27 protein-coding genes are annotated in these 23,863 nt (G+C 54.3%); 14 read left to right on the top strand and 13 right to left on the bottom strand.

The window, feature by feature from the left end; genetic code table 11:
• Positions 1 to 23 precede the first annotated feature (23 nt).
• Positions 24 to 794, bottom strand: a complete 771-nt coding sequence (locus PGY33_RS05740; protein ID WP_118361015.1) for a TraX family protein — start codon at positions 792 to 794, stop codon at positions 24 to 26.
• Positions 795 to 1,059: 265 nt separating this feature from the next.
• Complete coding sequence (locus PGY33_RS05735; protein WP_118480969.1) at positions 1,060 to 1,305, bottom strand: hypothetical protein; 246 nt, start codon at positions 1,303 to 1,305, stop codon at positions 1,060 to 1,062.
• A 445-nt stretch (positions 1,306 to 1,750) separates the two neighbouring features.
• Between PGY33_RS05735 and PGY33_RS05730 the strand changes: the two genes are divergently transcribed.
• From PGY33_RS05730 to PGY33_RS05720, 3 genes are all read left to right on the top strand, one after another.
• On the top strand, positions 1,751 to 1,921 hold the full coding sequence (locus PGY33_RS05730; RefSeq protein WP_270477696.1) for a hypothetical protein: 171 nt from the start codon (positions 1,751 to 1,753) through the stop codon (positions 1,919 to 1,921).
• A gap of 270 nt (positions 1,922 to 2,191) precedes the next feature.
• Entirely contained in the window at positions 2,192 to 3,256 is a 1,065-nt protein-coding gene (locus PGY33_RS05725) for a helicase-related protein (RefSeq protein WP_118480967.1), read from the top strand.
• A gap of 1 nt (position 3,257) precedes the next feature.
• Positions 3,258 to 4,109 carry a hypothetical protein gene (locus PGY33_RS05720; RefSeq protein WP_118480965.1) on the top strand — a complete coding sequence of 284 codons (852 nt, stop codon included), beginning with the start codon at positions 3,258 to 3,260 and terminating at the stop codon, positions 4,107 to 4,109.
• A 244-nt stretch (positions 4,110 to 4,353) separates the two neighbouring features.
• Here the strand turns inward: PGY33_RS05720 and PGY33_RS05715 are convergent, their stop codons facing one another.
• On the bottom strand, positions 4,354 to 4,701 hold the full coding sequence (locus PGY33_RS05715) for a helix-turn-helix domain-containing protein (protein ID WP_243022945.1): 348 nt from the start codon (positions 4,699 to 4,701) through the stop codon (positions 4,354 to 4,356).
• 304 nt (positions 4,702 to 5,005) lie between these two features.
• Between PGY33_RS05715 and PGY33_RS05710 the strand changes: the two genes are divergently transcribed.
• From PGY33_RS05710 to PGY33_RS05680, 7 genes are all read left to right on the top strand, one after another.
• Positions 5,006 to 5,920, top strand: a complete 915-nt coding sequence (locus tag PGY33_RS05710; RefSeq protein WP_118480963.1) for a LysR family transcriptional regulator — start codon at positions 5,006 to 5,008, stop codon at positions 5,918 to 5,920.
• Positions 5,921 to 6,204: 284 nt separating this feature from the next.
• Positions 6,205 to 7,371 carry a hypothetical protein gene (locus PGY33_RS05705; RefSeq protein WP_118480961.1) on the top strand — a complete coding sequence of 389 codons (1,167 nt, stop codon included), beginning with the start codon at positions 6,205 to 6,207 and terminating at the stop codon, positions 7,369 to 7,371.
• Between the two features lie 46 nt (positions 7,372 to 7,417).
• The gene (locus tag PGY33_RS05700; RefSeq protein WP_118480959.1) at positions 7,418 to 8,605 is read left to right on the top strand and encodes a M20/M25/M40 family metallo-hydrolase; all 1,188 of its coding nucleotides are present in this window, start codon (positions 7,418 to 7,420) and stop codon (positions 8,603 to 8,605) included.
• A gap of 32 nt (positions 8,606 to 8,637) precedes the next feature.
• A complete protein-coding gene (locus PGY33_RS05695) occupies positions 8,638 to 9,282 on the top strand; it encodes a nucleoside recognition domain-containing protein (RefSeq protein ID WP_118480957.1) in 645 nt (214 codons plus the stop codon).
• Between the two features lie 13 nt (positions 9,283 to 9,295).
• Positions 9,296 to 9,814, top strand: a complete 519-nt coding sequence (locus PGY33_RS05690) for a nucleoside recognition domain-containing protein (protein ID WP_118480955.1) — start codon at positions 9,296 to 9,298, stop codon at positions 9,812 to 9,814.
• 15 nt (positions 9,815 to 9,829) lie between these two features.
• A complete protein-coding gene (locus PGY33_RS05685) occupies positions 9,830 to 10,030 on the top strand; it encodes a hypothetical protein (RefSeq protein ID WP_118361023.1) in 201 nt (66 codons plus the stop codon).
• A 94-nt stretch (positions 10,031 to 10,124) separates the two neighbouring features.
• Positions 10,125 to 10,433 carry a DDE-type integrase/transposase/recombinase gene (locus PGY33_RS05680; protein WP_270477691.1) on the top strand — a complete coding sequence of 103 codons (309 nt, stop codon included), beginning with the start codon at positions 10,125 to 10,127 and terminating at the stop codon, positions 10,431 to 10,433.
• Between the two features lie 22 nt (positions 10,434 to 10,455).
• Here the strand turns inward: PGY33_RS05680 and codB are convergent, their stop codons facing one another.
• The 3 genes from codB to PGY33_RS05665 all read right to left on the bottom strand — a co-directional run bounded on the left by codB (position 10,456) and on the right by PGY33_RS05665 (position 14,205).
• Positions 10,456 to 11,691, bottom strand: coding sequence for a cytosine permease (gene codB, locus PGY33_RS05675; RefSeq protein WP_118480951.1), 1,236 nt, complete (start codon positions 11,689 to 11,691; stop codon positions 10,456 to 10,458).
• Positions 11,692 to 11,880: 189 nt separating this feature from the next.
• Positions 11,881 to 12,978, bottom strand: a complete 1,098-nt coding sequence (locus PGY33_RS05670; RefSeq protein ID WP_192924471.1) for a hypothetical protein — start codon at positions 12,976 to 12,978, stop codon at positions 11,881 to 11,883.
• 219 nt (positions 12,979 to 13,197) lie between these two features.
• Positions 13,198 to 14,205 (bottom strand): ATPase P, encoded by a 1,008-nt coding sequence (locus PGY33_RS05665; protein ID WP_118480949.1) that lies wholly within the window; start codon positions 14,203 to 14,205, stop codon positions 13,198 to 13,200.
• A 396-nt stretch (positions 14,206 to 14,601) separates the two neighbouring features.
• Between PGY33_RS05665 and PGY33_RS05660 the strand changes: the two genes are divergently transcribed.
• From PGY33_RS05660 to PGY33_RS05645, 4 genes are all read left to right on the top strand, one after another.
• Positions 14,602 to 15,549, top strand: coding sequence for an ABC transporter permease (locus tag PGY33_RS05660; RefSeq protein WP_243038517.1), 948 nt, complete (start codon positions 14,602 to 14,604; stop codon positions 15,547 to 15,549).
• Entirely contained in the window at positions 15,543 to 16,322 is a 780-nt protein-coding gene (locus PGY33_RS05655) for an ABC transporter ATP-binding protein (RefSeq protein WP_118480945.1), read from the top strand. Before PGY33_RS05660 ends, PGY33_RS05655 begins: the two co-directional genes overlap by 7 nt.
• 71 nt (positions 16,323 to 16,393) lie before the next feature.
• Positions 16,394 to 17,584, top strand: coding sequence for an ABC transporter substrate-binding protein (locus tag PGY33_RS05650; protein WP_118480943.1), 1,191 nt, complete (start codon positions 16,394 to 16,396; stop codon positions 17,582 to 17,584).
• 27 nt (positions 17,585 to 17,611) lie between these two features.
• The gene (locus PGY33_RS05645) at positions 17,612 to 18,271 is read left to right on the top strand and encodes a DUF1847 domain-containing protein (protein ID WP_110436009.1); all 660 of its coding nucleotides are present in this window, start codon (positions 17,612 to 17,614) and stop codon (positions 18,269 to 18,271) included.
• 175 nt (positions 18,272 to 18,446) lie between these two features.
• On the opposite strand, the gene PGY33_RS05640 is transcribed toward PGY33_RS05645, so the two are convergent.
• The 7 genes from PGY33_RS05640 to rpiA all read right to left on the bottom strand — a co-directional run bounded on the left by PGY33_RS05640 (position 18,447) and on the right by rpiA (position 23,839).
• Entirely contained in the window at positions 18,447 to 19,352 is a 906-nt protein-coding gene (locus PGY33_RS05640; RefSeq protein WP_118480941.1) for a DMT family transporter, read from the bottom strand.
• A 180-nt stretch (positions 19,353 to 19,532) separates the two neighbouring features.
• On the bottom strand, positions 19,533 to 20,807 hold the full coding sequence (gene obgE / locus PGY33_RS05635; protein WP_110436007.1) for a GTPase ObgE: 1,275 nt from the start codon (positions 20,805 to 20,807) through the stop codon (positions 19,533 to 19,535).
• A gap of 351 nt (positions 20,808 to 21,158) precedes the next feature.
• Positions 21,159 to 21,437 (bottom strand): 50S ribosomal protein L27, encoded by a 279-nt coding sequence (rpmA, locus tag PGY33_RS05630; RefSeq protein ID WP_110436006.1) that lies wholly within the window; start codon positions 21,435 to 21,437, stop codon positions 21,159 to 21,161.
• Positions 21,424 to 21,759 (bottom strand): ribosomal-processing cysteine protease Prp, encoded by a 336-nt coding sequence (locus PGY33_RS05625; protein WP_118480939.1) that lies wholly within the window; start codon positions 21,757 to 21,759, stop codon positions 21,424 to 21,426. Before PGY33_RS05625 ends, rpmA begins: the two co-directional genes overlap by 14 nt.
• A 4-nt stretch (positions 21,760 to 21,763) precedes the next feature.
• A complete protein-coding gene (gene rplU, locus PGY33_RS05620) occupies positions 21,764 to 22,075 on the bottom strand; it encodes a 50S ribosomal protein L21 (protein WP_117489775.1) in 312 nt (103 codons plus the stop codon).
• Positions 22,076 to 22,236: 161 nt separating this feature from the next.
• A complete protein-coding gene (locus PGY33_RS05615; RefSeq protein ID WP_118285920.1) occupies positions 22,237 to 23,133 on the bottom strand; it encodes a hypothetical protein in 897 nt (298 codons plus the stop codon).
• A 28-nt stretch (positions 23,134 to 23,161) separates the two neighbouring features.
• Entirely contained in the window at positions 23,162 to 23,839 is a 678-nt protein-coding gene (rpiA, locus tag PGY33_RS05610) for a ribose-5-phosphate isomerase RpiA (RefSeq protein ID WP_110436003.1), read from the bottom strand.
• Between the last annotated feature and the right edge of the window lie 24 nt (positions 23,840 to 23,863).

Raw genomic sequence — 23,863 nt, 5'->3', positions numbered from 1 at the left:
GTTTGCAGATGCCGGTATGGCCGTCAGCGGGTCAGATATTGCAGGATCAGCACAAGGATCAGCATATGTACGGGATAAAAGGCATAGCAGGCATACTGGAACGGCTTGCTGTGATAGCCCTGCCGTCCGCGGTACAGCCAGATGGGGATGAGCGCCAGAAGTGCAAGCCCCTGCTGACAGATCTCAAATTCCATGCCGAATATATGGACGGGATACAGCAGACCGCCCAGCAGCTGCACATTGACCCAGTAGAGGGCGAGAAGCTGCCCTGCCAGACACCACCACTTCCGTCCGCGGAAGAAGTAGAAGATAAAGATCGTCAGCACGCCGGTGCCGTAGTAGTCCACCATGCTCAGGGTGCCCAGCACTGTGCCGATCAGCACAACAAGCAGGGCGGTGAGCAGATACAGCCATGTTTTCTGCTTTTTGCGCACGGTTTCCATCAGATGAATGCCCAGAAGACCGAGCAGCAGCGTCCAGATCACGTTCTGGTGCACCGGATAAAACCAGGTTCCGCCGTACATCAGGTCGAACGGCACTTCGGAGAGCACGGCAAACAGCGCAAGCCGCAGGGCGTATTTCCGGAAGCTGTGGGTGTGAAAATATCCTTCCACCGCCATGAATGCGAAGATGGGAAAGGCCAGCCGTCCGGCACACGTCAGCCAGTCCTGCGCAGGCAGGAGGGTCGCCCAGAGATGATCCATCAGCATCAGCACCATGGCGAGAATGTGAAGTGCCGCGGCGCTGAGGGAAAAACGGCCGGAGGCGGGAGAGGACAGGTTGTTGGTTGACATACGGGTACTCCTTTATCTGAATCGTTCGGTAATCGCGAGGAGAGACACAGGAATCTGCTCTGCATTTATTATATACAGAAGAGCGGACAGCCGCAATGCCGCAGCGATAAACTTTTTGTGAATATCCGCGAGGCGGACACGGCACACAGACGGAAAACGCCCTGCCGACCGGTGCGGGCAGAGCAAGAAAAGCCGGAGATACAGATTCCCGGCACAGCTTTGCAGCCATGCCGGGAACGGTTGAGGGATTATGAAGATCAGAAAGTTACAGCTCACCGCGCGCTTCGCGCTCTTCGAGTTCTTTCATGATAGCGGGATACTTTTTGTCGAGCTGATACAGCACGCCGACGATCAGAACGATGGTTTCGGAAAGATACAGCGTGCTGTACATCCACGAGTCGTTATGGAACACATACTTGCAGTAGTACGGCAGGATCGTGCCGACAACAGCCTGATTGGTGCTCTGGAACATCCAGAGCAGCAGGACAGCGATTGCGGCCCAGATGCTCATTACCTTGACCCAGGCAGACTGATTGTTGCCAAACGTTGCACTCTACGTCACCGCCGCCGTAAGCCAGGCGTGTCAGAATATTGATTTTTCCGTTTTCAGAAACAGATCGTGTAGGCAGAACCGCCTCTGCCTGCATGGTTGGATTGGTTTTCACGAAACATTCTCTCCCTCTCTGGTTTCGCTTCCAATTTACAGCCGCCCCAATAAAATGCACCTGATCAAGCTGCGTTTTCCGGCCTGCTGCAAGCGGATAGGATTGTTTAGCGTGCAGCCTGTCTGCTTCACAGAGATCGTGCCTCGAAATTTACATCTTTTGCAAGGTGCAGACCGCATCTGTTATCATGGCACGAATTAACATGAATGGCATCACCACGGTGGTGGGTCTATCGGAAACGGACGGCCTTACGAGAAGCGTGGAAAATCTTTACGCAAAGACCCATGCGCTGTGCGAGCACTGGTTCCGGCATTTGTGGCAAACCTGTCTAAGCTGATGACCTCGCTTCCGAACATCATTATCGCGGTCGCGGTTGCACTGCGCTTCTGCCGCGTTGCAGAAGGCGATGTATTCGACTTCGTTCGGACACCGTACCGCACGTTGAAGTGCCCAAAAAGTTAGACAAATAGTTTTAACAAAAATTGCAAGCGTCGTTGCAGATGGCATTGACAGCGTCAGAGCAGTTCGGTATCAGCATGCTGGAGCTGGGTAAGAGAATGGGATGGAAATAGTACATATACAACGTCTTTCGCTATTATTATATATTATATATCATGTTTTTCCTGTGAAATTATAATTCGATTACGCTCTCAACAATGGAATAAAGGCAGTTCAGACGAAATTTCAAAATTTCAATTTTGAACGAAAATTCTATGTTTTGGAGTGAAAATTATGACGAACAAACAGGAAAAGATGATATGTAATACCTTTGGCATTTCGAAACTTAGATCGTTTCAGAAGAAGGCAATCACAGACTTATCCGATGGTAAAGATGTACTCGGTTTAGCACAAACCTCCGAGGGCAAGTCGATCTGCTTTCTCTCGATGATTACCCTGCACCCGAATGGTCTGCTGATTGGTATTCTCCCGACCGTTGCACTCATGCGTGATCTGGTGCAGCGTTGCGAGGACAGTAAAATCCGAGCGGGCTGTCTGTACAGCGGAAACCGGAAGAATACCACCGTTATCGAACGGCTGACACATCGTAAACTCCAGGCAATCTTTGTCGCGCCGGAACGGCTGAGTGATCCTCACCTCTGGAAGGCAATTCAGAAGAATAGCGTACACACGGTTGTCGTTGCTGCTTTCAGCGCGACTGTTATGCCGGATGATATTTCATATATTGCGAAAAGTCTACGCATGAAAAATCCTGTTGTACATATCGGCAAGCTCAAACGTTCTAATCTGTCCCTCAAGAAAGCGTTTGTGAAAAATGATGTTGCTCGTTATGCGAAAGTCAGCAAAACGATTCAGAAATGCGGCAGTAAAGGAAAAGTTGTTATCTACTGCACTCGTGTCTGTGATGTAGAAGATATGCGTGACTTTCTTATTGAGGATTGCGATATTTCGGCTTCTGCTATTGCTCTCTGCCACAGCAGGCTGTCTAACCGAGCCGAGCAGGAAGCGCGCTTTCGTTCCGGTGAGGCACATATTATGATTGCAACTTCTACGTTCGGAATGGGCGTGAATGTCCCGGATATTCGCCTGATTATTGTCTCTCAGCTGCCGTTCAGCGTCGCGTCATTCTACCAGATGGCAGGCCGGGCCGGGCGCGACGGCAAACGCGCAAAGGCACTGCTGCTCTGGAATGACGCCGATTTTCAGATGAACCTTGATATCATCTCTGACACGGATTACCGTGCAGTGGACGCCGTCAATGAACTGTATGCAATCTGTGAATCATCGGACGATCTGCACGACGCAGTAATCGGCTGTTTTGCGAAAGGCGGTGTATGAAATGGATTTTCGTTACAGTATCCATACGATTGAATTATTTCACAGACTGTCCCAGAAGAGCTTTAACAAGGTGTTTCAGCATCTGAAAAGTCTGCATTTCGGCAAGCTCTACCCGGACGCGACATATCATTCCGAGAGCGGCATGACGAAGTATATCTGCACCTCGTACTGCGGTCAGGGTGTCGCACTTTACTTGTACAAGCAGAAGCGCAGCAAGAACAAAGCGAGCAAAAATATCGCCTGCTCTATTCGTTTCCGGCTCAATCCGCACACTCTGCTGCACGGAAGATATTCACCCAAGAAAGTGTTCACCGCGACGGAAAAGCAGCTGAAAACGCTTGACAGAGAGATGACAGAACTGCTGCATAAAATCGGTCTGGACCGCGAGTTCGAACAGCTGACGCTCTCGCGTATCGACTGCTGTCTGGACTACTTTCCCGAGTCGCAAAAATGGGTTGATGAGGCACTGCGTGTCATTCGCTGCAGCCCGTACATGAAGCAGTACAAGCTGTGCACATTCGGCAAAGAATTCCCCAATCACAAGGAAAAGAACGCGCATTCGTGGTGTATTTGCTGCAAGACGACCACATTGACGGTCTATGACAAGACATTTCAGCTGATGGAGGAGGATTTGCTGGAGCAGTATGATGCGCCGATGCTTCGGTTCGAGGTATCCCGCTCGGGAGCGAAGTTCAAGCGCGGCCTGTCTGAGCAGGTTAAGGGCAGCAACAAGAAAATCCTGAAAACCGTGATGAATGAGTCAGAGAAAACCATTCACTCATATATGAAAAAACTGCACGAAAATCTGCCGTTTGTGCGATATTCGATTGTATGGCGAAGATTGAGACCGTGAAACATGCTTCAACTCGCAAAAATATGCGTCTGCTTGTCAAAAAGCTGTCCGACTGCAAATGTTATGCACAGGCTGTGAAAAACAGTAAATTCTCTTCCGCTCCGTACTGTTCATTTTACGTTCCCCCTCGTGAGATGTATATGCTGCTACCAAATTTACTGCAGCTTATAATTAAGCTTTTGCATAATTTGAGTATAGCACATACGCCAAAATTTGTCACAAAAAAACGGTCTGATTTATTCAATCAGACCGTTTCATTTCTTAAGTTCTTGACTTGCTGTATCGTTGTTTCTAAGATTGAAAGCACCGCAGCAGTTTCTTCTTGCGTAAGTGATTGCAGCTGTTCAGAGAGCTTTTGCGCGTAATAATCTCGACCAGGCTTGGTTTCCAAGCCAATTAGCTCATCTGCCGATACATCCAGCGCATTTACGAGCTTAATAAAGGTTTTGAGACTCGGCATTTTGACACCGCGCTCGATCTCACCCAGATAAATCAGTCCGATATCTGCAGCCTCCGCCAGTGTTTCAGTATTTGTTTTCGTTCCTTTCGCAATGCGCGGATCTTCTGCCCCAGCTCCAGTTTGTTCACGCAAATAGCCTCCTAATTACGCTAAGGTCGGAGAACCACCATTGCTGATGGTTCTCCGGCTGTATGGGGGAAAGAAAAGGTGTCAAATGCGGCCCATGATGTAGTCTCGCAGGAAGTGTGTGCGCGCGGCGCCGGGATCAAGACTGCTGTCTAACCTTTTATGACACATAGCTGCCACAATCGCGCACGCCGAGAATATTCAAATGGTTTTCGTCCATTTCCGCGGTATTCCCTCCTCAAGATCATCTGACATTTTCCGCCCGAATATGCTATACTAAAGATACTACATGCAAAAGAGGAAAAGAGTTATGCAAATTCAGCAGCTTACCTACTTTGTCGCCATTGCGGAGCAGGGCAGCATCAACAAGGCCGCGGAGAAGCTGTTTGTCACGCAGCCCAATCTGAGCAAGGCCATCAGCAATCTGGAAAACGAGCTCAAGGTGCGTATTTTCAACCGCACGAACAAGGGCGTCGTGCTGACTGACGAGGGCAAAAAGCTCTACCAGTACGCGCGCACGATCATCAACCAGATGGAGCTCATTCAGGGCCTGTCGGAGAAAGAGCACGCACCGGTGCTGTCTATTGCCTCCTATCCGATCATCACAATGGGGCGTCTGATGGCGAAGTTCTACAACGATTACCACGATAATCGCGTGGCGCTCAAGCTGGTGGAAAACCGTCTGCAGCAGGTGATCGAGAGCGTGGAGCATGGCGAAGCGGAGATTGGCTTTGTGATGAGCAACAACGTGCAGGTGAAGGAGCTCAGGCACATGCTGAAGTTCAAAAACATTCAATTCCACGCGCTGGGCACGGACACTTGGTATGCAAACCTCGGTCCGAACCATCCGCTGTACCATGCGGCTGAGGTGACGATGGAGCAGCTCCTGCCCCATCCGTTCGTCCGCCTTCCGGATGATTATTTTTCCAATCTGAGCTTTTATCTGGAGATCGACGGCGTGCGTCTCGAGCAGTTCAAGCGTGTTGTTTACGTCAACGACAGCGCGGCCATCCTGTCGCTGCTGCGCTCGACCGATGTGGTTCGCCTCGGTCCGGGACTGAGCGCGCCGGACTTTGCGGAGTACGGCATCCGCACCATCCCGATCCGGAACTGTCAAGTACAGATCAATGTAGGCTGGATTCAGCGCAGCCGAGAAATGCTGAGCACAGAAGCACAGGCATTTGTGAAGATGCTGGAGGAGCTTTACCCGAAGAATGCGAAATAAGACGTTTCGAGGGTTATAACGGGATATTCCGTTTTGTTATGACTGGGTTATAACAAAAGCGAAATGGACAAAAAAGCGCAGAATGGTATACCGAATAGTGTCAAAGCAAGGGCGCTGTGATTTAGTCACAGCGCCTATTCTTTTGTCTGTTTTTCCTGAAAAGCGGGCGTGAAACTGTACAGGAATACTATTCCGTTTCGGTTATAACGTCACTATAACTTTTATGATTTGGACAGGCATAACAAATTTATGATACGGTATAGACACAGAAAGGAATGAGGCTTATGACACCGATCAGCGCACTTGCGATTCTGTTCTGCATCTACGCAGTCAGCGATCTGATTGCGCAGAAGACCAAAGCAATATTCTCCACGGTGCTCAGCATTGCAATCCTGCTGCTTGCAGGCTTCTGGAGCGGTATCCTGCCGCGCACACTGATCGACGATGCGCAGATCACCGGGTTCGGCAACATCATTGCCGGCCTGCTCATCGTGTCGCTCGGCACGACAATCGACTTCGCGGAGCTACGTCGGCAGTGGAAGGTAGTCGTCACCGCGCTGTGCGGCGTGTGCGGCGCAGTTGCAGCAATCGTACTGATTGGACGACCGTTCATTGGCAGCGAGATGGCGATCGCCGGTGCACCGATCTTCGCAGGCGGCAGCGCGGCAACGCTCATCATGACGAGCACGCTCAAGGAGATGAACCTCACGACGGCGGCGACGTTCTGCATCGTGCTTTACGTGACGCAGAAGTTCATCGGCGTACCGATTGCGTCCCTTCTGCTGCGGCGCACCGCAAAGCTCATCCGCGATGACGCGGTGCTCGTGGAGCAGTACAGCACTTTGCAGGAGGAAAACGACGCGGCGCATCACGGTCCGCTGCATCTGCCGAAATGCTGCGAGCGTCCTTCGATGTATTTCGCCAAGCTGGCAGTCGTTGCGGTCATCGCGTACTATGCGTCCAAGCTGACCGGCGGTGCGGTTCACTACTTCGTCATGTGCCTTATCATGGGCGCGGTGTTCTTCGCACTGGGTTTCCTCGATAAAAACATCCTCGGAAAAACGCAGGCCTCCAGCCTGATCACGTTTTTCGTCACCATTCTGATCTTTTCCAATCTGGCGCAGACCACGCCGGAGCAAGTGTTATCCGTTCTGCCTGCGCTGCTGACCGCAGCGGCCTGCGGCGTTTTCGGAACCATGGTGGCCGCGCTGCTGTGCGCGAAGCTGCTGCACATACCGGTCAGCCTTGCGGCGGCCTACGGCATCAGCTGCACGTTCGGCTTCCCGACCACTATGCTCATTCCGCAGGAGGTCTCCGAGGCGTTCGGACGAAACGAGAAGGAAAAGAAAGCGATCTTGAATTTTCTGCTGCCGAAAATGCTGACGGCAGGCTTCGTCACCGTTACTATCGTGTCCGTGCTTATTGCAGGCGCGGCGGTAAAGATGCTGTGAACTAAGCCCCGGTACAACGGGCTTTCAATAGAGGAGGTATACGAAAATGGAGCAAATTTACACGCAGATCCGCCAGTACATCGACGAAAACAGACAACCGATGCTGAACCTTTGGCGCGAGCTGGTGAACATGGAGAGCGGCACGACGCAAATCGACGGCGTGAACGCGGTTTGCAGCATCCTGCGCCGCGAGATGGAGAACGCCGGCATCCACACCCGTGTCCGCGCCATTCAGAACTCCGGTGACATGCTCATCGGCGAGTGGAACCCCGGCAGCTCTAAAGCGCCGCTTCTGCTCATCGGCCACATGGACACCGTGTTCAAGGAGGGCGCGGCGAAGGAAAATCCGTTCCGCGTAGACGAGAACGGCATGGCGCACGGCCCCGGCGTGCTGGATATGAAGGCCGGTCTGGTCATGGCACTGTACACGGTCAAGGCACTCGACAGCGTGGACTGGAAGGAACGCCCGATCAAGTTCATCTTCGCAAGCGACGAGGAAAACCTGCATATGCGTTCGGACGCGAAGGAGATCTTCGCAGAGGAGGCGGCAGGCGCGCTTGCAGCGTTCAACTTCGAGACCGGCTACATGGACAACCGCTTCGTGGTCGGCCGCAAGGGCGGCGGCCCGGTCAGCATTAGGATTCACGGCAGAGCATCCCACTCGGGCATTGCGCCGGAGAAGGGCCGCTCGGCGGTGCTCGAGGCTGCGCACAAGATCGTCGAGATCGAGTCGCAGAACGACATCATGCGCGGCAGGCTGATGAACTGCGGCATGGTGGACGGCGGCATCGGTGAGAACACCATCCCCGACTCGTGCGAGGTGCGCATCGGCATCCGCTTCCCAAACGCGGAGGTGCGCGATGAGATTTTTGAAATTCTGCACCGTGCGACCGAGCATAATTCAGTGCCGGATACTACGGCGGAGCTCGATCTGAGCCGCGTCATGCAGTGCATGGACACAACCGATGGCGTGATGGCGCTGTTCCGTCATTTGCAGCGCACCGCGCAGGACTGCGGCTTCGGTGAGATCGACTGCTTCCAGGTCGGCGGTCTTTCGGACTCCGGCATCACGGTAGCATGCGGCGTGCCGACGGTATGCGGCATGGGCGTGCGCGGCGAGGGCAATCACACCCCGAACGAATATGCGGAAGTAGAATCGCTGTTTCAGCGCAGCGTGCTTGCGGCGTGCGCAGCGTATACGCTGAACGACGATTTTGCCAAAACTGCCGAATAAACGGCAGATAAGGGATAAGGAGGTATAAACTCATGGCAAACAAAGAGAAACAGGCGGAAAACAAGGAAAAGATCGGTATCGGCGCATGGCTGGCACTGATCGTCCTCATTCTCGTGCTCTCCGGTGCGTTCCGCACGGCGGAAGGACCGATCAAGGTGCTTGACTTTACTAATCTGGCAGGCTCGTTCGGACAGATCGGCGACACAGGCGCGAACCTCATCGGCAAGGGCGGCACCGGCGCGAAGGACGGCTTCATGGCAGGCTTCAATCTGATTCCGGCGGTCATGTTCTTCTGCGGCCTGCTCGGTGTATTCGAGCAGCTCGGCGCATTCAAGGCGTCGGATATCCTGTTTCGTCCCCTGCTCCGTCCGCTGCTCGGCATCCCGGGCAAGTGCGGCATCGCATTCATCTCGAGCTTTACCGGTTCGGACGTTGCGGCTGTCATGACCCGTGAGCTGTACGAAGACGGCGAGATTACGGACGACGAGCGCACGATCTTCGTAGCGTATCAGTACGCAGGCTCGGCGTGCATCAACAACACCATCACCGGCGGCGCACCGCTCGTGGCGATCTGCCCGGTGGCACTCGGCCCGTGCATCGTCATCATGTTCGTCTGCAAGCTGATCGGTGCGAACATCGTCCGTCTGATTCTGCGTGCAAAGCGCGGCAAGGCATAAGGAGGTAACGGAAATGAGCAATCAGGCAACCAATACGGCGGCTGCGGCCGCACCCGCAAAGGCAAAGAAACCTTCAATCGTAGATACCTTCCTCAAGGGCTGCGCAAAGGGCTTCAAGGTCGGCATTGAAAATATCACCCCTGCGATGATCCTCGGCTATGTACTGGTGTACATTCTGAAGGAGACCGGTCTGATGGACATTCTCGGTACGGTCATGTCGCCAGTCATGGGACTGTTCGGTCTGCCGGGCGAGGCTTTCGCGGTTCTGATCTCGGCGTTCTTCGCCAAGGCCTCCGGCTGCGCGACCGCCGCTTCCATGTATGAGGCAGGCGCTCTGACGCTCGGTCAGGCGTCTATGATGCTCCCGGCATGTATCCTGATGGGTACGCTCATCGGACACTATGCGCGTATCGTGCTCGTAACCGACACCAACAAGAAGTGGCATCCGCTGCTCATCGGTGTCTGTCTGCTTGATGCGGCTATCAGCCTTGTCATCATGCGCGTCATTCTGGCGGCAATGGGCGTTCAGTAAAAGGAGGCCGAGCATATGCTTTCTAAGTTATCGCGTCGGCGCGGCCTTCAGCTCGAAGCGCTCGGCAGCGTGCTGATCTGCACGGTGATGCTGGCCGATCGGTTCCTGTTTACCTTGCAGGACGGCTTTGTCCTCACCACAGCCATCATTTCCGCCGTGCTGCTGACGATCGGCATCCGCGTGGTCAAGCGGCACGACGAGAAAAATCAGAACTGATCCTTCGGGCGTTCCTGATACCCCAACCGCCCGAATTCACACCTCTTTTGGAAAGGGCCTGCGCTGTCAGGCCTTTTCTGTTTCTCCCCCCATTTTGCACAGCAGCGATCTGGTCAGCTACACGATTTCAGACCGTCCGGTACTGAGCATGGTAACGACTATGCTGGATAAGGCGTTTGCAAAAATTCCGGACGGAACAAACCTCATTCTCCATTCCGACCAGAGGTGGCAGTACCAACACAAACAGTATCAACGGATGCTCCAAGAGAAGGGCATCCGGCAAAGCATGAGCCGGAAAGGGAACTGTCTGGACAATGCTGTGATAGAAAATTTCCGCAAATTGCAAAATAAAAAATCCCCGATTAAACCGCAAGGTCAGCAAGTTCGGCTGACCTTGGGTTAAACGAGGATTTTTTTAATTCTGCTTATTTTTTCGCCTTGCTGCCGACCAGATAGCACACAGCAGCAACGATCATGCCGTTGATGGATGCGATACCCCACGGAACCAGATTTGCCACCACAGCGCCCAGCAGAACGCCGATAACCGCAAACCAGTTCACCGTTTCGGTGATCTCCATGTCGTTGTACTTCTCTCGGTTCATAAAGAAGCTCATCACCAGAATAATGCCGACCGGCGGCAGCGTACAGTTGAGGATATTCAGCCAGCCGGTGAAGTTCCAGTATAGCCAGACCGACAGCACCGTGCCGACAATACCGGATATCAGCACCATCGGCTTCTTTCTCTGGCCGAAGATGTTCGCCAGACCCAGACCGGCGGTGTACAGCGCGTTGTCGTTCGTGGTCCAGATGTTGAGACCGAGGACCAGAATCGCCAGATAGAACAGACCGAGGTTGATCATAACCTCAAAAATGTCATTGCCGCCGACGTAGACCGACGAAATACCGCCGAAGAAGAACATCAGCGAGTTGCCGATAAAGAACGCGATAACGGTCGTGATCGCACCAACCTTGCCGTTGCGGGCAAAGCGGGAGAAGTTCGGTGTTGCCGTGCCGCCGGAGACAAACGAGCCGATAACCAGACCGGCGCCGCCGACAACGGTCAGCGTACCGCTGGACTTGGCAAACTGATCAATCAGCGTGCCGTTGCCCTGTTTAACTGCCATCACCATGGCAACCGTACCCAGGATTGCAACCAACGGAACCGCAATATAGCTGATGAGCGTCAGCGATTTGATGCCGAAATACGCCGAGGCCGTCATGCACACACCCGCAATGATAACGAGCACCCATTCAGCCGCTGTGCTGCCGCCGAGCAGCTCATTTGCAACCGGAATGGCAAACATGGCGATACCGACGCCGAACCAGCCGATCTGCGTAAACGAGATCATCGCGCTCGGCAGGTACGAGCCTTTTACACCGAAGGCTTTGCGTGCCAACAGGTCAAGGCTCATGCCGGTTTCCGCGCCGACGTAACCGAGCAGACCGGTGTACAGGCTCAGGATCAGGCCGCCGATGATCATGGAGATGATAAAGCCGCCGAAATCCAGTCCGTCTGCCAGCTCCTTGCCGACCCACATACTGGCCGAGAAGAAGGTGAAACCCAGCATGATCATGAACATGGTTACGATGCCGCGGCGCGCATAATGCGGCACGGCCGCTTCCGCAAAGTCGATATCGACCGATGTGTTGTCATTTTTCATAGATTCTTATCCCCTTTTTGTGGCAATACCGCATAATTGAACAAGCGCGATTTGCGGGCAAATTTTGCATCCTGATTAGGCGCGGTTTTGCGGTAATACTTGCTGTATTACCGTGAAATCGTAACGACATCAGGGTACAAAATTTCCGCAAAGCGCCGCAGCTTTAATTGTGTGGTGTTGCCTTATTTATTAAAGAATGTACTTTTTGAGCGTCGTGGTGAACTCGTCAATGCGCTGACGCGCGATCTCCTCCAGCGTTACGTCCTTCAGGCTCTCGACAAAGCCGCGCTCCTGCTGATACAGCCAGCGCGTCAGCTTTGCGTCCAGCTTTTCGTAATGGCAGTCCTTCAGCCAGTCCTCATAGGAAATCGGCAGCGCATGACCCAGCTTTTCCTCCAACAGCGCCTGCTTGTCGATCTTGTCGGCACGCGCGAGAATGCCGTTCCAGAATTCCAGCACCTCTTCAATGTGCTCGTGGATTTCATAGCGGCGTGCGCCGCCATCGTAGATCGTGCACTTTTCAAACAGCGGATTCTGCATGGAAAGCGTCTGACGGCGGAACTCCGGCGCCACGATGCCGCCCTTCCAGTAAAAGTCGATGAGCGCACGGTTGATGCCGGAAACGCCCTTGTCGCCTTCCTCGTAGCAGCTGAAAACGCCCTCGTAGTACACGGTGATGAAGCCCTCAAAGTCCGGCCAGTAGGTACGGATTTCCCTGGTCAGCTTTTCAAGGATTTCAATGCCCTGGGTACCGCCGATGGTAAACAGCAGAATGTTGCGCAGCTTGGCGCCCTGCTTGCGGTAATAGTCGGTGACATAACGCAGGCACTGCACAAGCGTCTCGCCCGAGGCGATGATATCGCCGATCATCAGCGTGCTGTTGGGCACCATGGTCAGCTTGCAGTACTTGATATCAAGCGACATCTCATCATTCTCGCCAAATACGCGCTCACTGGACATAAAGCTGATGTCATGCACGCGGATATGCTCCTTATAGCAGCTTTCCTCGAGCGGATAGTTGAGTGCGCCGCGCAGAATGGACAGAATGTTCGCCGAAGTGATCTTTTTCTGCTCCTTGAGGTAGTACATCATCTGCGAGGTAGCTGTTACGAGTGACGCATACACCTCGTAGCCGACAACCTCCGGATGGTTCATCAGCTTGCGGGTCTCGGCCTCCGAGACGATGTAGTATTCATTGACAAAGCTGCCGCCCGCCAGACGGTAGCAGTCCACACCCTGATCGCTGAATTCCGGTACGATATGGACGTCATTCCAATTTTCGATCATATCAGTTTCCTCCCTAAAAAAAGGACCGACTGCCATTTTTGCGGGCAGAAGGTCCTTAGTTTTCATCGTTTTCCTATTGGATTCAACGGAACGCCGCATGTTCTTTTTTTACACAGCATATCCGTCCATCCCCTCTTTTTCGACTTCATTTTACTGAATTTATTATACGGGAGAAGCCATACCGTTGTCAACAGCTTTGCAAGCCTCAGGCCGGATTTCTTACTTATAATCCGCATTCAGAAACAGAGGCTTGATCGTAGAAATCTCGGCGTATTCCTCCTGCGAGACCTGCATATCCGCATTCATGGTCTGCAGATCGGTCTTGACGACCTCAAGTGCCTCCATGACGTTCAGCGCATGGCCTTCCGCGATGGCCTGCTGCATACGGCGCAGCACGATCGGGTGCGCGTACCGTGCGGGCAGCGGAAATGCCGGAAACCGGTCGATATAGTTCTGCATCTGTGCCCGCGCCTGCTTATCCCCGCGCAGAACAGCCGCATTGTTGTTGCGCGCCGTCGGCAGCAGGCGCCATCCGCCAAACAGGAAAGCTGCCGCCAGCAGGCACAGCAGCAGGTATCCGCCGGAGAAACCGCGGCACACGAGCGACACCACGCTGTAAATCAGCGCCGCCGCCCCGAGCACCATGATCGCTGCAGCCGCCCACCGATATCCTGCACTCCTGCTCTGGTAGTTGCGCCGCCGTTTAGCTGCACGACTGAGCCGCTTGTACAGCTCAGGTTTACACTCGAGGTACGCGATCGCATTCTCCAGCTCCTCAATCTCCCGCTCGGCGCGGATGCTGAGCGGCGGTCGTCGGCGTTCTTCCGCCCTCCGGCGCTCGCACTCGACCTCGAGTTCTGCCTCCTCTTCCTCGCTGACGCACGGAATCTCCGGATGCATCTTGTGCAGCACGCGCAGCAGCTCGTCGATCTGATCCTCGTACTTGAAACAGCACACCTGCTGCAGACCATTATCGTACTCCACAAGCAGACAGGCTCTGCCTGCAAGCACACTTCGGACACCGCCGGTGCCTTCTTCTATAAACTTAAATGCCCGCGTAATGGCGGAAAACGGCACATAATAATGCCGGTCAATAAAATAACTGTTCAAATATAATGCCCGGCGGCCAACACCGCACGGACCGATCCGGCGGCAGTGCTGCTTATCGCAGACGAGCGAAGCGTCATCGAGCATGGTTCTGCTGAGCGGACGCGGTTTAAAAATCATATTCATCACCTGTAAATATTGTAACACAAAAGCATGGATTCAGCCACCCGATCCCATAAGAAATCCTGCTGCATCGGTTCTTTATGAAAACCGACAAATTCTCTCTTTCAGACAAACCGTTTTTGGCACACTATCCAAAAATCATAGTATTCCTATTGACAATCAGGTTATTGAAGTCTATACTTTCAATCACCGAATCCCGATAGGATTTATATGAATTGAAAGGAGAACCTGTCATGAGCCGAATGTACTGTATGAATCGCTGCTGTATGTGTATGCACCGCTGCTCGTGTATGCGTTCCCTTGTGACCTGGCGAATGTGCGAATAACGCGCATATGCCATCCTGGCGGAAGGCATACGTCTTCTGCCTTTTTTATCGAAAGGAGTTCTCCCTTGTGAAGCATTTTGTTAAATCGCTGCCAGTTCTCTCCATTCTGCTGGCGCTCGCCTGCGATATTCTGCTGCCGGATTCCGCGCAGCATCCTGCCGCAGAACATCCTTATTTTACATGGGCGCTGCTCATCGGACTGGCCGTGTATGTGATTGCCCTGCTGATATCGCTCGGCAACACCAAGGTGCGCGATAAGCTGTCGTACAGCGCACTGTTCTATGCAGGAGCGGTTCTGGTGCTGAACATTCTCAACCTGCTGACCGCCAAGTTTGCGATTCTGCCGGTACTGTACTTTCCCTCGCTCGACCGCGTGTTCGGCGTTCTTGTCGAGGACAGTGCGTTCCTCGCGACCTGCCTTGCATACTCCGCACGCCTGCTGTTCTTCGGCTGGCTCGGCGGTGCAGTCGTCGGCATGCTGACCGGCATTGGCATCGGCTTCAACAAGACCTTCGCCTACTGGGTACAGCCGCTCGTCCGCGTGCTCGGTCCGATCCCGTCCACCGCGTGGATCCCGCTCGTGCTCATCGCATTCCCGACTGCGGTTTCCGCCAGTGCCTTTCTGATTGCGCTGGCTGTGTGGTTCCCGACCACCGTGCTCACCAGCAGCGGCATTGCTTCCATCCCCAACTCGTACTTTGAGGTCTCCTCGACGCTCGGCGCGGGCAGCTTCTACCGCATTGCCAAGGTCGGCATTCCGGCGGCTATGCCGCATATGTTCCTCGGCCTGTTCAACGGCACCTGCTCGTCGTTCATCACGCTGGTCACCGCCGAAATGCTCGGTGCCAAGTACGGCATCGGCTGGTACATCAACTGGCAGAAGGAAATGATGGCGTATGCCAACGTATATGCCGGACTGATCATCATTGCAGTCACCTTCTTCATTCTCATCACGCTGCTGTTCAAATTCCGCGACCGCGTGCTCGCATGGCAGAAAGGAGTTATCAAATGGTAGGAAGTATTTCGATTTCGGGTGTATCCAAGCATTTTGTCAATCCCACCGGAGAGCGCATTACCGCTCTCGGCAATGTTTCGCTCGATATTCCCGCCGGTTCGTTCATTTCACTGATTGGACCGTCCGGCTGCGGCAAGTCCACGCTGCTGCGTTTGATCTCCGGTCTGATCCCGATGGACAACGGCAGCCTGATGCTGGACGGCACACCTATCAAGGCCCCCGGTGCAGACCGCGGCTTCATGTTTCAGGAGCACACGCTGTTCCCGTGGCTGTCGATTTACGATAACATCGCGTTCGGTCTGCGCGCCCGCGGCATCTACAAGCAGGAAAAGGACCGCGTAGACGAATTTATCGAGATGGTCGGCCTCAAGGGCTTCGAGCATTCGTATCCGCACCAGCTTTCCGGCGGCATGTGCCAGCGCGCGTCTCTCGCAAGAGCACTCGTTGGCAAGCCCAAGGTGCTCCTGCTCGATGAGCCGCTCGGTGCACTCGATGCCTTCACCCGCATGAACATGCAGGACGAGATCCTGCGCATCTGGAAGGAAACCGGCATGACCGCCATCATGGTAACGCATGATGTGGACGAGGCCGTGTATCTTTCGGATAAGGTGGTCGTTATGACACCCCGACCGGGACGCATCACCGGTACGCTGGATATCCGGCTTGCCCGCCCAAGAGCACGCAGCTCGGAGGATTTTCTTCACTACCGTGCAGAAATCCTTCGTCAGCTCCATTACGGCGGCACAATCAAAGAACCCAACTACTATATTTAGGATCGCATTAAAGAACTCACGTTCATTATTATTACTTTTATTATATATTTTCCTCGAAAGGATAGAAAACTATGAAAAAGAACGGTATTTTATTTCGAGTGGCAAGCGGACTTCTCGCAGCTGCACTGACGCTCTCGCTTACCGCCTGCGGCGGTTCGAGCAGCAATTCGGACGCTTCCGCGGCAACGGATTCCGCTTCAGACAGTGGCGTAACCCATCTGCGTTTTGCCTACCACGGCAATCTCTGCGGCGCGCTGATCTACATGGCGATCGAGAACGGTTACTTCGCGGATGAAAACATTGAACTCGAGCAGGTAACGGTCGATGCGGCTCACGTTGGCGAAGCCATCGGCGCAGATCAAGTCGATGTCGGCATGGAGCTGCTCGGCAAAATGCTTCAGCCCATCGAGAACGGCCTGCCCATCAAGTTCACCACCGGCGTACACACCGGCTGCCAGAAGCTGCTCGTCCCGGGCGATTCCGACATTAAGACAGTCGCTGATCTCAGGGGCAAGAACATCGGCGTTCCGGGTCTGGCAGATGCAGGTACGCTCATCACCAAGCGTTCTCTCAATGCTGAGGGCATCGACATTTCCGATGGCAGCAGCGAAGTAACGTTCACCGTATTCTCCCGCAACGACCTTGCACAGGTGCTGCAGAACAAGGCTGTTGATGCCATCGTGCTCGGTGACCCGCAGGCCGCTGTTGCTCAGGAGCAGTATGGCCTGACCGCACTCATCGACACCGCTACCGATCCCACCTACAAGGATAAATACTGCTGCGATGCTTTCGTAACAAGCAAGCTGGCTGAGGAAAATCCGGAAGCTGCTGCAGCATTTACCCGTGCCGTACAGAAGGGCGCACAGTGGGTAGAGGAGCATCCGGAGGAAACCGCGAAGATCATCGTTGATAAGAAGTACACCGCCGGCGATGCAGACCTGCTCGCTGCCATCCTCGAAACCTACAACTACAAGCCCTCCGTTCAGGGCGGCTACGACGCACTCAAGCTGGGCGCAGAGCAGCTGACCGAAATCGGTATCCTCAAGGAAGGCACCGATGCGACCAAGTTCGCAGACAATGCATATATCTTCTTCGATGATGTTCCGGATGCACCGGAGAGCGACGCTTCCAACGATAACGCCACTAAATCCACAAATGCCTCCTCTGTCAGCTTCCAGCCGGCAGCAGCAGCCGAGGCTGAGGACGACTGCTGCAGCGGCAAAATCACCAAGCCCGCACAGGACACAAACGCAAAGGCATAACATTGTTTTTACAGGGAGGAAAGGATTATGTCGGAACTGAAATGCACACACAGCTGCTCGGACTGCAGCAGACTCGGCTGCCGTTCGGCCAGCGAGGAGCAGTACCCGCCGTTCTGCCTGACGACGAACGTAGATAAGGCACTGCTCGAGGAAACACTTGAAATCTACCGCAACGACCCGGAACAGGGTCTGATTGCCCGCACCTCCGCGTGCATTGAAGGCGAGTTTTACGGCCGCCTGACCCGTGTTGAGGAAACCATCGAGTTCATCAAGCGCATGGGTTATAAAAAGATCGGCATCGCGTCCTGCGTCGGTCTGATGCGAGAGACTTCCATCTTCGCCCGTATTCTCAAGGCAAAAGGTATCGAATATTTCACGGTCGGCTGCAAGGTCGGTGCACAGGACAAGACCGAGATCGGCGTACCGAACGAGAAAAAGCTCAACGGCGGCTGCGGACACGAGTCCATGTGCAACCCGATCATGCAGGCCAAGACGCTTGCCGCGCACGGCTGCGATTTCAACATCGTGATCGGTCTGTGCGTCGGACATGATACCCTGTTTCTGCGCCACAGCAAGGTTCCGACAACGGTTATGATCGTCAAGGACCGGGTACTGCAGCACAATCCGGTGGCGGCACTGTACGGCGTACAGTCCATGTATTCGCGGTTTAAGGATTTGGGATTGTAAATTCAACAAACCGGCTGCAATCCGACACCGTCCGAACTGCATCCCTGCATTTTTACCCTTTGGGCTTCATCATCATCTCTCTTTCGCCGTTTTGAATAAAAAATCCTCCTGCCTTCTTCTGAAGACAGGAGGATTTTTCAGCTTAACCTATAACATCGGGCAAAGCCAAGGCGTCTCATCTGGTTTTCTCTTTGCCGAGCGTTGAATACAGCACACCGAACACGATAAGCACCGCACCGGCAATAAAGCCGACCGTCATGTGCTCGTTCAGCAGCAGGACACCGAGCACCATCGAGGTGAGCGGCTGAATCGGGTAAAACAGAGAACAGGTGCTCGCCTCTGCCCGGGAGAGACAGTAATTCCACAGCGAATGCGGAATGGTCGTGCAGAAAATCGCCACATAAAGCAGCACAAGGATGTACTTCGCGTGCAGGAAGTCCATCTCCGGGTGGGTGATGACCTCGCGGAGCATCAGCGGCAGCGTGCCGATAGCGGCAACGTAAATACCGTAAGTCGTGACGGTCAGCGCATCATACTTCTGCGAGAATGAGCGCATGAACACGCTCAACGCACTCCACGTCAGCACCGAACCGAGTGAAAGCGCTATGCCGAGGATATGACCGCCGCCGGCGTCTCCGCCGACGATGCAGACCGCACCGGCAACCGCGCTGACAATGCAGACGACCTTCTTCATCGTCATGCGCTCATGCAGCAGCAGCACCGCAAAGAAGCAGATAGCGATCGGGTTCATGCAGTTGATGAGCGATGCCAGCGATGCTCCCGCCAGCTTGGTGCCGTACTGCTGCAGACCGATGGACAGCACATAGCCGCCCAGGCCGAACATGATAACGTATTTCCAGTCGCCGCCCTTGATCCTGCGCGGCTTGCCGTTCGGGTCGGGTTTGCGCAGGCGCTGCAGGATGGTCATGGCGATGGCCGCGATGATGTAGCGCAGGCACAGCAGCGTGAACGGCTGAATCACATCGAGCAGTACCTTGCTTGCCGTGTACAGGCTGCCCCAGAAAATCGTGGTCAGCGCAAGCAACAGGCAGGTTGTTTTATCGTTCTTTTGTTGTTGCACAGTTTGTCAACTCCCTTTTTGTGCATTCTGAGTTAATTGTAGCACTATTTCAGCGAGTTGAACATAGTACGATATAATTTTTTAGTGATATTGCATTATGCTACTCCTGCACGTTCTCTTCACTCTGAATCAACCGCACGATATGAAAAAAGAGGACCCAAAGGTCCTCTTTCACCCAGTTTAGTAAACGTACTCGAACTCGAACTCTCCGATTACGACCGGAGCGCCCTCCTCGATGCCCATTTCCTCCAGCTTGGCGTAAATGCCTGCAGACTGGAGCATACGATCCATATACTGGCGGGATTCGTAGTCGTCGATGTTGACCGAGCCCATAATCTTGTCCACCCATGCACCGGTGACAACGTAAGCGTCGCCGTCGCGCTCGATGGTCCAGTCGTTCTCGGTTGCGGCCTTCTCCTCGACCTCGACGAACTCCGGCTCGTAGATGAATACCGGCGGCAACTGCTGCAGCTCATGCCACGTCAGGTTCATCAGCTCCTTGACGCCCTGATTGGTCGCCGCGGACAACTCCGCAAACAGGAAGCCGCGCTCCTCTGCGTACTTGCGGATCTTCTCAACCGGCTCGCGGTCATCGCCCAGCAGGTCGGTCTTGTTGGCAACAATGATCTGCGGACGCGCTGCCAGAAACTCGCTGTAACCGGCAAGCTCGGCGTTGATCTTCTCAATGTCGTCGATTGGGTCGCGGCCCTCACTGCCTGCCGCGTCAACCAGATGCAGCAGCAGTCGGCAGCGATCAATGTGGCGCAGGAAGTCGTGGCCCAGACCGGCACCCTCGCTCGCGCCCTCGATAATGCCCGGAATGTCGGCCATGACGAAGTTCTGCTCCTCACCGACCGAAACCACACCGAGGTTGGGCACCAGAGTCGTGAAGTGGTAGTTTGCAATCTTCGGGCGCGCCGCCGAGACCATGCTCAGCAGCGTGGACTTGCCGACATTCGGGAAGCCGACCAGACCGACATCGGCCAGCAGCTTCAGCTCAAGGATAATGTCGCGCTCGACACCCGGCAGACCCGGCTTGGCAAAACGCGGTGCCTGACGCGTCGGCGTTGCAAAATGCGTGTTGCCCCAGCCGCCGTTGCCGCCCTTGGCTGCTACAAACGGCTCGCTGTCGGACATATCCTTCATGACCTGACCGGTTTTCTGGTCACGGATGATCGTGCCGCGCGGTACGCGAATGATCAGGTCCGCACCGTCCTTGCCCTTGCAGCGCTTACCGCCGCCCGGCTCACCGGGAGCCGCGACATACTTTTTCTTGTAACGGAAATCGAGCAGCGTGGACAGATTGTCATCTACCTTGAAGATGACCGAGCCGCCGCGGCCGCCGTCGCCGCCGTCCGGACCGCCGGCTGCCACATACTTTTCGCGGTGGAAACCAACCTTGCCGTCACCGCCCTTACCGGATACGATCTTGATTTTTGCAATATCAATAAACATGGTAGTCCTCCTTTCTTCTCAAAGGTGTAATATCTATCTAAAATCAACAAAATCCCAGACGAAGTCTGGGACAATAAAATACCAGTTTGCTTGCAAACTGCAACCACATGACAGGATTTCATTCAGAAATCCGAGTCATCGGCCCGCCCGCAGGCGAATTGCGCCTCCGGCGCAATCATCCAATCGCGGCACTCCGTGCCGCACAAAAAGTGCGAGCTTTGCCCGTGCTTTTTGTACCCCCGACCCAGCGATCTTAGATCGCTTCGTTCGGGTATCAAATTTCGGTTTCGCAAGGAACCGGAATTTGAATATAGGGGGCTTTTGAAGCCCCCTATACTGCAATCGCTATAATTACTGCGGGTAAACGGAAACCTGCTTGCGGTCCTTACCCAGACGCTCGAAGCGAACAACGCCCTCAACCTTTGCGAACAGGGTGTCGTCCTTACCGCGGCCAACATTCACACCCGGGTGGATCTTGGTGCCGCGCTGGCGAACCAGGATGTTGCCTGCCGGTACGGTCTGACCGTCTGCACGCTTTACACCCAGTCGCTTGGACTCGGAATCACGACCGTTCTTGGTCGAACCAACGCCCTTTTTATGAGCGAAAAACTGTAAGCTAATCTTCAGCATCTGCTTGCACCTCCATTACGTTCAAGAAATCAGAATAATTTTGTTCCAGTTCGGAAAAATGCAGTTTCAGGGCACAGAGTGCGTCCTGTCCGCGTTCCACATCGCCTTTCGGCAGCGTAAAGCGGATATGCGCTCCGTCATCCTCGATGAGAGTATCGACCGGAATATGCTGTACATTATACAGCAGCGCATGCGTCAGCATAACCGCACTGGAGATCGCTGCGCAAACGATGTCTTCCCCTTCCTCCGCATAGCCTGCGTGGCCGAGAATATCCACCGCGAGGATTTTATCCTCCTGCAGCGAAAAAGTGACTTTGGTCACGGTCTTACGCCTTGATGGACGCGATGGTCACCTTGGTGTACGGCTGACGATGACCCTGACGACGGCGATAACCCTTCTTCGGCTTCATCTTGAAGATGTTGATCTTCTTGCCCTTGCCGGTCTTCTCAACCGTGCCGGTTACAACCGCGCCGGAAACGTACGGAGCGCCTACGGTGATGGAATCACCCTCGCCTACTACCAGAACCTCGTCAAAGGATACGGTAGCACCGTCCTCTACGCCGAGCTTCTCAACGTAGATTACGTCGCCCTCGGATACCTTGTACTGCTTGCCGCCAGTTTTCAGAATGGCATACATGTGTTTTCCCTCTCTTTCGTTGTAGAGTCACGCTTGGCACGGCGGTGCATCGTTTGATACACACTTACAAAAGCCTATGCACAATGCGGCTTTTAATAGCATATCACAAGAGGCACGAACTGTCAAGTCCATGCCTCTGATTTTTTTAATTTTTCCGCAGATTATGCGTTTGCATCCGCAGATGCGGAGGAAGCGCTGCTGTCAGACGAATTGTCGGACGCACTGCTGTCGCCCGAACTGTCAGAGCTGTTATCCGAGCTTCTGCCGGAAGCCGCGGTATTGCTGCTGTTGTTGAAGAACGAAGCAACAAAATCATAGAAGCCGGACGGAATCGTGCTCGTCGAGCCGGTTGCGCTGCGGTCGGTGCTGACAAAGCCGGTGTCGCCCTCTGCAAGACCGATCACGCGGTCGGTGAACAGCACATAGTACTGGCAGATCGGTGCATCGCCGGTGGAGGCGGCATAGCCGGAAGCGTCATCGCGGTACTCGCCCAGCTTGTCCTGCAGGTAGCCCTTCGGAACGCTGATGTAGCGAAGCTGCGAGCCGGTGCTCTGTACTACATAAACGCCGTCGTTCAGCATCGGGATCAGATCCACGATGCTGTTGGTCTCTGCGGTCTTAGCCGCAGGAAGCGTTGCGGTGATGCTGCTCTGCAGGGTCTGATTCTCCTGCGTCAGCGCACCGATCTGTGCGGACAGATTGTCCTTATCCTTATTCAGTGTTTCGATCTGCGAGTTCAGGTCCGCAATTTTACTGCCGCGGGACTTGAACAGTCCGCCGAAGATGATCGTCAGCAAAAGCAGTACCAGCACGGCAATGCAGAGCACCATGCGGTAGTTCAGCTTGACCGATGCTCTGCGCATCGGCTTGCCTTTGCCCATACGCATGCCGGAACGCACCGGACGTGCCGACTGACGTCTGCCTGTGCGTGCGGGACGCTCACTGCGGTCGAGGCTGCTCGAGCGCTCACTGCGGTCCGAGGCACTTTCGAACCGGCTGAAGTCCGGCTCAAAGCGGTCGAATCTGTCGAAGCGGTCGTTCTGATCGTTCTGATCCATCATTAATTCTCCTGCCTTTCAGCTGCGCTTACTTGGACGGATTTTCGATGACCTGAACCTCACCGTTGGAGTGGCCGACGATCATGCGCTTGCACATGTTGAGGAACAGACCATGCTCCAGCACGCCGAGCATGCCGGTCAGCTTGGAGTAAACGTCCTGAATGTCAAAGCCTGCGCCGAGGTGCAGATCAGCGATAAAGTTGCCGTTATCGGTAACGAAGGTCTTGCCGTCGCGTACACGCAGAACCGGATTCCAGCCGTAAGCTGCCATGCGCTCCATCGCCTGCTTGGAGCCGTACTGTGCGATCTCAACCGGCAGATGGAAAGCGCCGATCTTGTCTACCAGCTTGGACTCGTCCATGATCCAGATAACTTCCTTCGCCATGGATGCAACGACCTTCTCGCGGTACAGCGCACCGCCGCCGCCCTTGATGGCGTTGAACTGCGGGTCGATCTCATCTACGCCGTCGATTGCCAGATCAACATGATCCAGCTCGTCGATGGTCAGCAGCGGGATGCCCAGCTCGCGCGCCTGTGCCTCGGTAGCCTTGGAGGTCGGGATCGCCTGAATCTTCAGGCCGTTCTTTACCATCTCGCCTACTGCATTTACCATGTGGTACGCAGTGGAACCGGTGCCCAGACCAACAACCATGCCGTCCTTTACATACTCTGCCGCCTTATCGCCGGCAAGCTTCTTCATATCCATTGTATTCGTCCTCCCCTGACGTGA

It is taken from the genome of Butyricicoccus sp. AF18-9LB (assembly GCF_027684505.1).
Taxonomy (GTDB): Bacteria; Bacillota; Clostridia; order Oscillospirales; family Butyricicoccaceae; genus Agathobaculum; species Agathobaculum butyriciproducens.
Note: the sequence above shows the minus strand (reverse complement) of the source record. Positions and strands in the feature narration are given on the sequence as shown.

What these genes read in the sequence shown, in the direction of transcription:
- PGY33_RS05740 (WP_118361015.1), bottom strand. Translation starts at nt 794, where the DNA reads ATGTCAACCAACAACCTGTCCTCTCCCGCCTCCGGCCGTTTTTCCCTC.
- PGY33_RS05735 (WP_118480969.1), bottom strand. Translation starts at nt 1,305, where the DNA reads ATGAGCATCTGGGCCGCAATCGCTGTCCTGCTGCTCTGGATGTTCCAG.
- PGY33_RS05725 (WP_118480967.1), top strand. Translation starts at nt 2,192, where the DNA reads ATGACGAACAAACAGGAAAAGATGATATGTAATACCTTTGGCATTTCG.
- PGY33_RS05720 (WP_118480965.1), top strand. Translation starts at nt 3,258, where the DNA reads ATGGATTTTCGTTACAGTATCCATACGATTGAATTATTTCACAGACTG.
- PGY33_RS05710 (WP_118480963.1), top strand. Translation starts at nt 5,006, where the DNA reads ATGCAAATTCAGCAGCTTACCTACTTTGTCGCCATTGCGGAGCAGGGC.
- PGY33_RS05705 (WP_118480961.1), top strand. Translation starts at nt 6,205, where the DNA reads ATGACACCGATCAGCGCACTTGCGATTCTGTTCTGCATCTACGCAGTC.
- PGY33_RS05700 (WP_118480959.1), top strand. Translation starts at nt 7,418, where the DNA reads ATGGAGCAAATTTACACGCAGATCCGCCAGTACATCGACGAAAACAGA.
- PGY33_RS05695 (WP_118480957.1), top strand. Translation starts at nt 8,638, where the DNA reads ATGGCAAACAAAGAGAAACAGGCGGAAAACAAGGAAAAGATCGGTATC.
- PGY33_RS05690 (WP_118480955.1), top strand. Translation starts at nt 9,296, where the DNA reads ATGAGCAATCAGGCAACCAATACGGCGGCTGCGGCCGCACCCGCAAAG.
- PGY33_RS05685 (WP_118361023.1), top strand. Translation starts at nt 9,830, where the DNA reads ATGCTTTCTAAGTTATCGCGTCGGCGCGGCCTTCAGCTCGAAGCGCTC.
- codB (WP_118480951.1), bottom strand. Translation starts at nt 11,691, where the DNA reads ATGAAAAATGACAACACATCGGTCGATATCGACTTTGCGGAAGCGGCC.
- PGY33_RS05670 (WP_192924471.1), bottom strand. Translation starts at nt 12,978, where the DNA reads ATGATCGAAAATTGGAATGACGTCCATATCGTACCGGAATTCAGCGAT.
- PGY33_RS05665 (WP_118480949.1), bottom strand. Translation starts at nt 14,205, where the DNA reads ATGATTTTTAAACCGCGTCCGCTCAGCAGAACCATGCTCGATGACGCT.
- PGY33_RS05655 (WP_118480945.1), top strand. Translation starts at nt 15,543, where the DNA reads ATGGTAGGAAGTATTTCGATTTCGGGTGTATCCAAGCATTTTGTCAAT.
- PGY33_RS05650 (WP_118480943.1), top strand. Translation starts at nt 16,394, where the DNA reads ATGAAAAAGAACGGTATTTTATTTCGAGTGGCAAGCGGACTTCTCGCA.
- PGY33_RS05645 (WP_110436009.1), top strand. Translation starts at nt 17,612, where the DNA reads ATGTCGGAACTGAAATGCACACACAGCTGCTCGGACTGCAGCAGACTC.
- obgE (WP_110436007.1), bottom strand. Translation starts at nt 20,807, where the DNA reads ATGTTTATTGATATTGCAAAAATCAAGATCGTATCCGGTAAGGGCGGT.
- rpmA (WP_110436006.1), bottom strand. Translation starts at nt 21,437, where the DNA reads ATGCTGAAGATTAGCTTACAGTTTTTCGCTCATAAAAAGGGCGTTGGT.
- rplU (WP_117489775.1), bottom strand. Translation starts at nt 22,075, where the DNA reads ATGTATGCCATTCTGAAAACTGGCGGCAAGCAGTACAAGGTATCCGAG.
- PGY33_RS05615 (WP_118285920.1), bottom strand. Translation starts at nt 23,133, where the DNA reads ATGGATCAGAACGATCAGAACGACCGCTTCGACAGATTCGACCGCTTT.
- rpiA (WP_110436003.1), bottom strand. Translation starts at nt 23,839, where the DNA reads ATGGATATGAAGAAGCTTGCCGGCGATAAGGCGGCAGAGTATGTAAAG.